This is a genomic window from Microcystis sp. LSC13-02 (assembly GCA_002282935.1).
Classification (GTDB): domain Bacteria; phylum Cyanobacteriota; class Cyanobacteriia; order Cyanobacteriales; family Microcystaceae; genus Microcystis.
The window spans coordinates 1-11,782 of the sequence record MTBT01000069.1 but is presented as its reverse complement, the minus strand read 5'-3'; the positions used below and the strand labels follow the sequence as shown (position 1 = coordinate 11,782).

At 43.3% G+C, this 11,782-nt stretch carries 10 protein-coding genes and 1 pseudogene; 9 read left to right on the top strand and 2 right to left on the bottom strand.

The genetic code is table 11. The annotated features are described in order from the left end of the window. Nucleotides 1-110: 110 nt before the first annotated feature. Complete coding sequence (locus tag BGL89_RS04255) at nucleotides 111-3,215, bottom strand: efflux RND transporter permease subunit (protein ID WP_286824605.1); 3,105 nt, start codon at nucleotides 3,213-3,215, stop codon at nucleotides 111-113. Between the two features lie 111 nt (nucleotides 3,216-3,326). After that, on the bottom strand, nucleotides 3,327-4,004 hold the full coding sequence (locus BGL89_RS04250; protein ID WP_286824604.1) for a C40 family peptidase: 678 nt from the start codon (nucleotides 4,002-4,004) through the stop codon (nucleotides 3,327-3,329). A gap of 629 nt (nucleotides 4,005-4,633) precedes the next feature. Here BGL89_RS04250 and BGL89_RS04245 point away from each other — a divergent pair. From BGL89_RS04245 to BGL89_RS04205, 9 genes and pseudogenes are all read left to right on the top strand, one after another. After that, nucleotides 4,634-6,022 carry an LCP family protein gene (locus tag BGL89_RS04245; protein WP_286824602.1) on the top strand — a complete coding sequence of 463 codons (1,389 nt, stop codon included), beginning with the start codon at nucleotides 4,634-4,636 and terminating at the stop codon, nucleotides 6,020-6,022. Nucleotides 6,023-6,024: 2 nt separating this feature from the next. Then, nucleotides 6,025-6,359: pseudogene (locus tag BGL89_RS04240) on the top strand (pentapeptide repeat-containing protein). A 127-nt stretch (nucleotides 6,360-6,486) separates the two neighbouring features. Next, nucleotides 6,487-7,074, top strand: a complete 588-nt coding sequence (locus BGL89_RS04235) for an anthranilate synthase component II (protein WP_286824600.1) — start codon at nucleotides 6,487-6,489, stop codon at nucleotides 7,072-7,074. A gap of 61 nt (nucleotides 7,075-7,135) precedes the next feature. Beyond that, entirely contained in the window at nucleotides 7,136-7,945 is an 810-nt protein-coding gene (locus BGL89_RS04230) for an MBL fold metallo-hydrolase (RefSeq protein WP_286824599.1), read from the top strand. Nucleotides 7,946-8,095: 150 nt separating this feature from the next. After that, the gene (locus tag BGL89_RS04225) at nucleotides 8,096-8,371 is read left to right on the top strand and encodes a hypothetical protein (RefSeq protein ID WP_286824598.1); all 276 of its coding nucleotides are present in this window, start codon (nucleotides 8,096-8,098) and stop codon (nucleotides 8,369-8,371) included. Nucleotides 8,372-8,434: 63 nt separating this feature from the next. Further along, nucleotides 8,435-8,662 (top strand): hypothetical protein, encoded by a 228-nt coding sequence (locus BGL89_RS04220; protein ID WP_158199070.1) that lies wholly within the window; start codon nucleotides 8,435-8,437, stop codon nucleotides 8,660-8,662. Beyond that, a complete protein-coding gene (locus tag BGL89_RS04215; RefSeq protein ID WP_286824597.1) occupies nucleotides 8,662-8,826 on the top strand; it encodes a PIN domain-containing protein in 165 nt (54 codons plus the stop codon). The genes BGL89_RS04220 and BGL89_RS04215 overlap by 1 nt, the downstream gene beginning before the upstream one ends. 44 nt (nucleotides 8,827-8,870) lie before the next feature. Further along, nucleotides 8,871-10,508 (top strand): ABC transporter permease, encoded by a 1,638-nt coding sequence (locus BGL89_RS04210; RefSeq protein ID WP_286824596.1) that lies wholly within the window; start codon nucleotides 8,871-8,873, stop codon nucleotides 10,506-10,508. A gap of 357 nt (nucleotides 10,509-10,865) precedes the next feature. Next, a complete protein-coding gene (locus BGL89_RS04205; protein WP_286824595.1) occupies nucleotides 10,866-11,291 on the top strand; it encodes a photosystem I reaction center subunit II PsaD in 426 nt (141 codons plus the stop codon). The last annotated feature ends 491 nt before the right edge of the window (nucleotides 11,292-11,782 follow it).

The following is an 11,782-nucleotide window of genomic DNA, read 5'->3' as shown; positions in this document are numbered from 1 at the left end:
AATTCCCCCACTTCCCCACTTCCCCACTTCCCCACTTCCCCACTTCCCCACTTCCCCACTTCCCCACTTCCCCACTTCCCCACTTCCCCACACCCCACTGTGGAAGGGGATTATTTTCTGGAGAATAAAACGTAAAAACAGGGAATAATAAACAGAGTTAACAGCGTTGCTAAAGACAAACCCGAAAAAACGACAATTCCTAAAGGTTGCAGAAATTCTCCCCCCTCTCCCAATCCTAAAGCGAGGGGAAATAAACCTAAAACCGTGGTCACGGTAGTCATTAAAATTGGTCGTAAACGTTGGGGAGCGGCCTTTAAAATGGCTTGTAGTCGAGTAAAACCGAATTCTTGCCGCAATTGATTCGCTAATTCCACCATAATAATCCCGTTATTAACCACAATGCCCACCAATAAAACCACCCCGACGATGACAATGGCATTAATCGGGGTTTTGGTCAAATATAGTCCAAAAATTCCCCCCGCTAGGGCTAAAGGAACGGTTAACATAATCACCAAAGGGTCTATGAGCGAGTTATACTGCACGGCCATGACCACAAAGACTAAAAATACCGATAAACCCGCTAATAAACCCAAAGAACCCTGAATTTCTTGATTAGACGTGGCGGCAGCACTGGGTAAAATGCTGATACCATCGGGTAAGGGAGTGGAATTTAAAACCGATTGTACCCCCACGAGTGCGTCACTTAATTTCGCACCCTCGACTAAACTGCCGATAATAATAAAAACTTGACGCTGATTGATTCTCTGGATGACCCCGGGGGTTTTTCCCGCTTCAATCCGGGCAATATCTGCTAATTTTAAATCTTCTTGCCTATTGACAAAGATAGGTATTTGTGATAAGTCACTAATTTTTTGCCGCAAGTTGGGGTCCAATTGCACCCGGATATCGATTAATCTATCTCCCCGTTGCAGTTGGGTGGGTATCGATCCTTGAATAGCGGTCCGTAGCGTTTGTCCCACTTCCAGGGTACTCAATCCCAAACTATTTAAGCGCGTCCAATCGGGTTTAATCTGGATTTCTGGTTGTCTGGGGTCAGCATCGGCACGAAAACGCGCACTAGGGACTTTTTCATCGAGAATACTGAGGATTTCTTCACCAGCTTGCTCTAGAGTTTTCCCATCGCGTCCCTGTAACATCACATCCACATCGGCACCGACGGAGGGAGAGTTATTAAGAATAATACCGCGCACTTGACCAGGGGTGAGACGCAAACGCACGTTAACGAGGTTTAATTGCTCTAGTGCTTTGCTCATGCGTTCGATATATGCTTCTGTATTAGTGCCTTTTTTGAGATTAATCGTACTAGAAGCGCGCAAAATATTTTCATTGGTAGTTGTGCCAAAAAGAGAACCGCCACTGGTAGTAAAAACATACTCAGTTTCCGGTTGTGATAATAAAATCTTTTCTACTTCCCGCATGACCTGACGGTTAGTATTTAAATTGGTACCGGGGGGAAATTGGGCAAAAACGTTCACCTGTCCAGTTTGAATACGACTAAAGACTTCTTGGGGGATATATTGCCAGAGATAAAAACTACTTCCCCCTAAAATTAAAAAGGCCAGCAGGATAACAGGTATTCTGTAGAGGATGATTTTAGCTAAAAAACGACCGTAGAGAATGGTTAAACCTTCTAGACGTTGACTAAAGACTCTTAAGAGCCAAAACCGATGGATACCACTAGAAACCCGCATATTTAACAAACGACTGGCCAACATGGGAACAACGGTTAACGCACAGAGGAGAGAAGCGGCCACAGCAAAACTGATAGTGAGGATAATCTCGTTAAACAGCAGGGAAATAAAACCACCCAGTAGTAAAAATGGCAGGATAGAGACGAGATTAGTCGCAGTGGAGGCCAATAAAGCAGATTCTACCTCTTGGCTGCTATTACGGGCAATTTCTAAAAAATCTCGCTTATTTTGGTTTTGATTAACTTTGAGGGCAATATTTTCCAGCATGACAATGGAATTATCCACCACGATACCCACCCCTAGGGCCAATCCTCCCAAACTAAACACATTTATCGATAACCCGAATAACTTCATACAGATAATTGCGACGAGGGTAGAAAGAGGAATCGCTAGGGTAATGATAAAAGTCTGTCGCAGAGAACCGAGAAAGACGAATACAGTCAATCCTGCTAGAATTGTCCCCGCTAGTCCCGACGAAACCACGTTATTAACCGCGTTTTGGATAAATACAGACTCATCGGTAGTGGGGACGACTTGCATCCCCTCTGGAATTAACCCGGATTTTTTTAATTCTGTAATGCGTTTTTTGACCCCTTCTACCACAGCAATCGTGTTCGCATTCGGTTGTTTTTGGACGCTAACCCGCACGGCATTTTTTCCATTTAGGGTGACAAAAATTCTTTGTTCTTCTGTCCCATCGATAACTCTGGCCACATCCCGCAGATAGATTTTTTCTTCGGGATTATTACTATCGGTCAGCGCTAAATCTTGAATGTCCGCTACGTTTTTAAATTTCCCCACCGCGCGGGTTAAAGGTTCCCCGGTTTCTCCCTGTAGTCGGCCCCCAGAGATGTCCTGATTGCGTCTTTTTAGGGTGTCTAAAACCTGATTTAATCCCACTCCTAAAGATTGTAATCGCTGCAGGTCAATATTAACTTGAATTTCTTCTCTAACTCCCCCAATCACGTCCACCACTGCCACTCCTCCCACAAATCCTAATTCTCTCCCTAATTCTTCATCGGCAAATAATCTTAAATCTTTTAGGGGTAGGGTATCAGAAACGAGAGCGAATTCATAGACGGGTAAACGAGAGGGTTCAAATTTGTTTAAGCGCGGTTCCTCAATAATATCGGGTAAATTTTGTCGGACACGATTAAAACTTTCGGTAGCTTCATTTAAAGCGACATTTAAATCTCCCCCCGGTTGAAAAAATAAATCTACTCGCATCCTTCCCTCGCGAGTTTCTGAATAAACTTGTACTACTCCCTCGGTGGCACTCATTCCTTCTTCTAGGGGTTTAGTTACTTCTTCGAGAATAACTTCCGGGGAAACTCCAGGTACATTCATCCTTAAACTAATGCGGGGATAAGTGATAGAAGGAAGCAAATCTACTTGTAAACGATTTAGAAAAAAAAGACCGATGATGATAACTGCTATAGTTAACATCAATACTCCTATGTGACGACGAATTGATAGACTGCTTAGGGAGATGTTTTCTGACATAATTACCTATGGGGGAGAGTAAACAGTAAACAGTGAACCCACATCTGATAACTGATAACTGATAACTGATAACTGATAACTGATAACTGATAACTGATAACTAATAACTGATTAATTGTGCATAACTCGACCGAAACTCCATAATTTTTGATAATAATGACGACTGACGCTATCCCTATCATCAGTGAGTAGATTTATAGCGATACCATTGTTACCTGTTTCTTTTCCTGAACTGTGGATATATTGATTATTCCCTAGATATAACGCCACATGATTAACTCTTTTATCACCAAAAAAAATTAAATCTCCTGGGAGTAATTCCTCTCGGTTTATTTTTTGACAAAAAGCCTCCTGTTGATAGGAATCCCTCGGCAACCAAATGCCAAAAGTGGCAAAAGCGGCCTGGATTAATCCTGAACAATCGTAATTAGGTGCAAGGGTTCCACCCCAGAGATAATGATTGGTACGGTTCCTTGCTTCCTGAGTAAAAGTGATAATCTCAGGAATATATTTTTCTATGTCCGAACGACTTAAAGGAATTTTTTGATAAGCTGTGGTGGCCACCGCAATTGCATCTAAATCTTCTCCGCATAACCAAGCTAAATAATTATCTTCCCTTAGCTGAATTTGTAGCCCTTTTTCGGTAATTTCTAGGGAAATAAATTTTAATTGTCTTCCCTGTTGTGCTTGGGTCGCTAACTCTTGACAACTGGGAGAATTGTAGAGATTTAAGTCTCTTATACAGAGATATTCCTGGGTGAATGATGGGGTAAGAGAGATGATTTTCATAAAAAATAGATCAGAAGTATATTGACAGAAAAAACTGCATTACTAGCCAAAAGCTAAGGTATAAAATCGAGGATTGAATCAGAAAATAAATAAGGAGAATAACCTTAGTTCTGTCATCTTCAAGTTTCCACCTCTCTTAATTCTTGGCCACAAAGATAATCTAAGACGCATTTTAACCGCCTATCCTTAGATTAACTCAATCTCCCCCAATCCCTTTGCTGTTAACTCTTGCCTGTTACCTCTTGCCTTATCTCAACAACCAATTTAAATGTGCGGGCAGCTTAATCTATAACCGAACCGAATCCCTGAAAAATTATTAAACCTCTTGCATAATTAACTTTTCAGGCTTCAAAAACCGCAAAAATAAGGATTAAATGGCATAAAATCTGTAAATAGACTATTTAATGGCTTATTATTCATCTTTAATTCTTCTGACTACTGACTCCTAACCCTAACAACAATTTTGGGTTTTTACAAGAGGTCTATTATAGCCAGTTCCTTAACAATATGTTACAATAGCCGGCGAGAGGGGAGTGACCAAGATCTGGAACTTTTGCGCTAGAGATAGATTCTATGGATCAGCAGTCACATCCTAAAGTAAGCTTTTAATCAGATGTTGAGGTTAGTCCATGGCCAATGTTTCGGGGCGGTTTGAAAAGCAGGAATACAGCCAAAACTCAGAAAATACCGTCACGGTGGTCAGTTCAGTCATGTCCGGTTTAAAAAAAGCATCTCCCCTGCAAAAGGGCTTATTTTGGGGAATAACCCTCAGTTTTACCGCCCTAGTTTCCGCCACTGTTGGGGCTGCCGTCGCTTTAATTAGTCCCTTACCCGCACCAATTGGGGCTATCTTCCAAAAAACGACTTTTCCCAACCAAACAGACATCCTTGAGGCTCAAGCTTGGAATAGCTTAATTAACCAGCAGCTTTCTCGTCCTGTTAATATTTTAGTTATGGGCATCGATCGAGTTTTAGATGCCAAAAACAGCGACGATGTATTTAAAGGTCGCAGCGATACCATGCTCCTAGTCCGCTTCGATCCTACGGATAAAACCGTGAGAATGTTGTCTATCCCTCGCGATAGCCGCGTCAGAATCCCCGGCCATGGTTTCACTAAAATCAACGATGCCAATGTTCACGGCGGACCTACTCTAGCGGCGGAAGTGGTCAGTAATACTTTAGGGGATGTCACCGTTGATCGCTATGTGCGGGTGACTACCGATGCCTTTAAGGAATTAGTCGATTTAGTCGGGGGTGTAGAAGTTTATGTACCCGAACGAATGTATCATAAAGATGTCACCCAAAAATTAGAAATTGATTTACAAGAGGGTTGGCAAAATCTCAACGGCGACCAAGCCGAACAATTTGCCCGTTTTCGTAACCCGCAATACGGCGATATCGGTCGCGTACAAAGACAACAAATTTTATTAAAAGCACTACAACAAAAGATTTTTAGTCCGACAATTCTCCCCAGTCTCCCGAAAGCAGTACAGGTTTTACAACAATATATCGATACGAATTTAACCGTCGAGGAAATGCTGGCTATCGCTAATTTTGGCCGGGAAATTAAACGGGATGACTTAAGAATGATCCTACTCCCCGGCCGGTTTAATAGCCTCGAGGAATACGATGGTCGCAGTTATTGGATTTTGAACCGTCGCGAAATTAGAACCATTGTGGCTAATAATTTTACCGATAACTATTCGCGGAGAGAAACCTCCGTTTATAGTCTGCGGATTGCCATTCAAAATGCCACCCATACCAAAGGTTTAGCCCGTCGTACTCGTGATTATCTGGCCAAACAGGGCTATACAAATGTTTATATTAGCGATGACTCCTCCCAAAAGCTAGAAACCACGGCAATTATTGCTCAAAAAGGTGATATTCATTCCGCTAACCTCTTGAAAAATCAATTGGGAATCGGTAAAGTAGAATCATCCTCCACTGGTGCTTTAGACTCAGACCTAACTATTCGGGTGGGTGATGATGCGGCCCAGTTTTTCAACGCTCAACAGTAACAATGTTGAAAAATTTTTTCAGTCTGGTTTTAATTATTTTGCTGGCGATTCTTTGGCTACTTTTTGCGGCCCGTCCGGTGGCTTTGGCCCAAGATAAAACGATTAACTATAGTTTTGCCCAGCTGCAAGATCGGGATTTTTCCCATCAGGATTTGCGCGGAGGAGTTTTCGCAGCTGCCGCGATGCGGGGAGCTAACCTAGAAGAGGCCGATTTATCGGGGCCGATTTCACTAACGCGGTAATTGATAGCTATCAGGTCAAGTTAATGTGTGAACGGGCCGATGGGATTAATCCGGTCACGGGAGTGGCCACCAGAGATAGTTTAGGCTGTAATTAGCAATTCCGGGCAGATTCTAGCTGACTGCTCAAAAATAGCTTACCTCCTATGGCGCTGCTGTCTCGATCGAGACAGCAGGGATGTAGAATAAAAATACTGAGCGAGGCCAGAGAAAGGAGAGGAACTCTTGATAATCGTCATCGATAACTATGATAGTTTTACCTACAATTTAGTCCAGTATTTGGGAGAATTAGCCTCCGAGTTCCCGATCGCCGTGCCGATCGAGGTCTATCGTAATGATAAAATCGATCTGGCCACGATCGAACAAATGCGGCCGGATGGAATTGTCATTTCCCCCGGTCCAGGTCGTCCGGTCGATGCGGGCATATCTCTGGAATTAATCGCCAAATTTAGCCCCTATATGCCAATCTTGGGGGTCTGTCTCGGTCATCAAAGTATCGGTCAGGTATTCGGAGGGGATGTGGTCTCGGCCCCAGTCTTGATGCACGGCAAAACTTCCCCAATCTATCACAACAATGAAGGGGTATTTCAAGGCTTAGAAAATCCTTTTACTGCCACCCGTTACCATAGTTTAGTGATCGAGCGCTCCACCATGCCGGATAATTTAGAGATCACGGCCTGGGTAGAAGATGGCACGGTCATGGGAGTCCGTCATCGGGATTACCCCCACATTCAAGGAGTACAATTTCATCCCGAAAGTATTTTAACCACTGCCGGCAAGGAACTTTTAAGAAACTTTCTCCGATCCATCTAGTGTTTACTAATCCCCAACCCCTGAAATTAACCTTAACTTGATTAATTCTGTATCTACATTTATGAAAAGGCGAGATTTTATCTTATCGGCGGGGGCAAGTTTCTTAACCGTGGCAGTAAGCTCAGTTTTAGCAGAAACTAAACCGAAACCCACTAACCCCACTTCCCCCCAAAAACCCGATAATTCCCTCCTAGTTCAATGGTTGGGTCATAGTTGCTTTTTATTTACCGGAGGAGGGCAAAGAGTCCTAGTTAATCCCTTCCGGGCAATTGGTTGTACGGCGGGTTTTCCTTTGCCAAAAGTAGAAGCAGATATCGTTTTAATTAGTAGTCAACTGTGGGATGAAGGGGCTGCCGAGGGTTTACCCGGTAATCCGAAAATTTTGTTTGAGCCGGGGGCCTATGATCTGGGTAAATTAAAATTACAGGGCATTAGTATCGCCCACGATCGCATGGGTGGGCAACGTTTCGGTATGAATGTGGCCTGGCGTTGGACCCAAGCGGGCATTAGCATTGTCCATTTAGGGGGGGCAGCAGCCCCGCTTGAATTAGAACAAAGAATTCTCTTAGGTTCGCCGGATTTAGCTTTTATTCCCGTGGGAGGTGGTCCAAAAAATTATAATCCCCAAGAAGCAAAACAGGCGATCGAAGTTTTACAGCCGCGCATTGCTATACCAACTCAATACTTTACCAGTGCCGCCGATAAAAATGCCTGTGAATTGGTGTCTGTAGATGAGTTTCTCAAGTTGGTCAAGGATAAAAATATCCGTTTAATCGAGGACAATAAATTACGGATTCGTGCCGCCGATTTACCCCAAAAAGGGACTCTCATTCGCGTGTTTGACTACCGCAAACTGTTACAGAAATCCTAATTTTTAGGAGCCAATGAACTAGGCCTATTGATTAACTAATTTTCCTCGATCAAGGGCGCTCTAGAGCATCTCCTAGTTATGCTCACAGAAAATGAGTTATACTAAAATCTATAGGGAGCATCTCCTAGTTATGCAAGCGAGTAATCATACTTGAAGGTCAGAGAGTTCATTCAAGAGGCAAATGTTTCTATTCAGCATAAAGTTGAAGAAGAAATTCAGGCCATGCAAGAAGAAGTTGACAAGTTAAACCGCAGTGATCTTTTTCTTGCATTCCAAGCTAGATTAGAAGCAGCAGAGGGTAATAGAGTCTCTATGTCTGATTTTGACTTGGCAATGCTAAGAGAGCCAGTTGAAGGATTTAGAGATGTCACCAAAGAACTAACAATGGAGATTTACAGGCTGTCCAAGATAGCCCTACAGCCCTGATCATAAATCAAGGTTATAATTATTTTTAATAAATTCCAGAATATTCAGCCCCAAGCAATGTCTATGTTACTGCAAGACCTAAAGGAAGAAGCGGTTAAGCTATCACCGAGCGATCGACTTGATCTGGTTAGCGCCATTATTGAGTCCTTGCAGAAGACCCCAATTGCTAGACCTGATCGTTCTGGTGCAATTCAACGGATGCGTGGCTTACTCAAAACAGACCAACTTGCACCAACCGACCAAGAAGTAGCTGCCATGTTGGAAGATCGTCGGGTGGAGAAATATCTTTAGTGAGAGTTTTAATTGATACTAATGTTCTTCTAGATTTTCTATTGCAGAGAGAGCTATTTTTCCAAGATGCAGAACGACTATTTCAGGCGATCGATTCTGGTCAGATCGTCGGGTATGTCACAGCTACAACGCTCACGGACATTTTTTATTCTATCAGTCCCTAGGATTTGCCCCCACCTTAAAAATTGCTTTAACAATCTTATTAAAAATGTTTTTTCTGAAAAAATCTCGCTCTTTTTTTAGACAGGGATGGACAATTGCGGTTTTACTAATTGCCCTGCTTGTGTCCCTGCCGATTTTATCGGTTGCCAGTAGTTTATTAACTAATTCCAGTCAAGTCTGGCAACATCTGATCGAAACTGTTCTCTGGGATTATCTAGTTAATTCTTTTTGGTTAATGTGCGGGGTGGGCAGCGGCGTTTTAATCATCGGTGTCGGCACAGCTTGGTTAACAACCATGTGTCAATTTCCCGGTTGTCAACAATTTCAATGGTTATTATTACTACCCCTTGCTGCTCCCGCCTATCTCTTGGCCTATACTTATACCAATATGATGGACTATTTTGGTCCGGTGCAGACGTTCTTAAGAAGTGTTTTCGGTTGGAATAGTGTCGAGGATTATTGGTTTCCTAGTATCCGTTCTCTCTGGGGGGGGATTCTGATGTTAATTCTTGTCCTTTATCCCTACGTTTATCTGTTAGCAAGGGTGGGTTTTTTAGAACAATCTGTCTGCACAGTGGAGGCAAGTCGCTCCTTGGGATGTAATCCTTGGCGCAGTTTTTTTACTGTCGCTTTACCCCTAGCAAGACCGGCAATTATGGCGGGATTAGCCCTAGCTTTAATGGAAACTCTTAACGATTTTGGTACGGTGCAGTATTTCGGAATTAATGCTTTTACCACGGGGATTTATAATACTTGGTTCGGTATGGGCGATCGCATAGCAGCGGGGCAGTTATCCACAGTTTTAATGGTATTTATTCTCGTTTTAGTTTTCCTCGAACAATCCTCCCGTCGTCAAGCTCGTTACTATGAAATGACCAATCGTTTCCAGTCACCGACTAAGTACGAACTAGGATTTGTTCGTAGTTTCTTGGCAATGATCGCCTGTTTTTTACCAGTATTTCTTGGTTTTATCGCCCCTGCTTTCTATCTGGCCTATCTAGCCTTTAATCATGCCCAAGAAACTTTTAATAATGACTTTCTTAGTTTATCGTTAAACAGTTTTTTTCTGGCTAGTTTAAGCGCAATTATTGCGGTAGTTTTAGCTTTAATTCTCGCCTACGGGGAAAGACTTAATCAGAATAAAACTATTAAGAGTTCTGTGCGGATTGCGGCCGCTGGTTATGCTATCCCCGGCATTGTTATTGCCGTGGGGGTTTTAATTCCTATCGGCAAATTAGATAACTTTTTAAATCAAGGATTAAATATCAATTTAATTCTGAGCGGCACGATTTTCTGTCTGATTTTTGCCTATATTGTCCGGTTTTTAGCCGTAGCTTTCTCCACGTTAGAATCGAGTTTAAGTAAAATTAAACCTAGTTTAGATGATGCTTCCCGCAGCCTTGGCTATGGCACTGGTGCCACTTTAATTAAAGTGCATATTCCTCTTTTGTCGGGGGGATTATTGACGGCGGCTATGTTAGTTTTTGTCGATGTGATGAAGGAATTACCGGCTACTTTGGTCTTAAGACCTTTTAATTTTGATACCCTAGCGGTGCGCGTTTATCAATACGCCAGTGATGAACGTTTAGTGGAAGCGGCGGCGCCGGCCCTGGCCATTGTCTTAGTGGGATTAATTCCGGTAATTTTTTTAAGTTGGCAAATTTCCCGACGGGCGATCGATTAAAGTGGCGGCCGATTCCTGGGCAAGTTGGCGATCGGCCAAGAGCTTAGTTCTATCTGGCTGAATAAATCTAAAAACCTTGTGGGATAATATCTTTAGGCTTTTTTAAAATCAAAAAGTGCCAGTCCTTGCAGTGATCGGGGGGAAAATTTAGGCACTTTTTCCCTGAAAATGGGTAAAACCCCACACCCCACACCCCACACCCTGCCTCCACGAAAAACTTTTTCGGTAAATCCTAGTTCTATAGTCTAGTACAAAATAATGTTACAGTTCTTGACAAGACTACTAGAGAGAGGGGGTGTCAGTGATAGGATTCCCTAAAACCCCTTTTCTTTATTTTTGTAGAGAGAACAAAACCCTATGACAGAACTTTCTGGAAAAGCTCCTAAGTTCGGTGGCAGCACGGGCGGTTTACTCGCCAAAGCCGATCTGGAAGAAAAATACGCCATCACCTGGACAAGCAGCAAAGAACAAGTCTTTGAAATGCCCACCGGTGGCGCCGCTATCATGAACGAAGGCGAAAATCTCCTCTATTTGGCCCGCAAAGAACAGGCGCTCGCTCTTGGTACCCAATTGCGGACGAAATTTAAGCCCAAAATCGAAGATTACAAAATCTATCGGATTTACCCCAGTGGTGAAGTGCAATATCTCCACCCTGCTGATGGTGTCTTCCCCGAAAAAGTTAACGCCGGTCGTGAATTTTTCGGCAAAAAAGACCGCAATATCGGCAAAAACCCCGAACCAGCGACAATTAAGTTCTCTGGTGTCACTCCCTACGAAGCATAAATAATCCCTAAAATCGAGAGTGGGGAGTTAGATTTAGCAGCTATTTGGCCCTAAGATTTAACTTCTGACTCTCGATTTCTCTTATAGCAATCGGCAATTAATTGCTAGTTAGGGTTTGCTGAAAAAGTTTTTCCTGGGGTTAGGAGTTAGGAGTCAGTATTCTCCGAGTCAGGAGATAGGGTGGTCACTGCGTGTGCGTTGCGGGGGGTTTTGGGGTGTTAGGGTGTTAGGGTGGTCACTGCGTGCGCGTTGCGGGGGTGTTAGGGTTTTAGTTGAAATTCCCCCACTTCCCCACTTCCCCACCTCTCCACTTCCCCACTTCCCCACTTCCCCACTTCCCCACTTCCCCACTTCCCCACTTCCCCACTTTCCCACTTCCCACTCCTTCATAATTCATAATTCATCGAAAATTTTGGGTGGGAAACCCCGCCGTTCTAGGTTGGCTTTACGTTAGTCTTAAAAAGACCGTCTCGAAAACCAAGTGGGCGGAC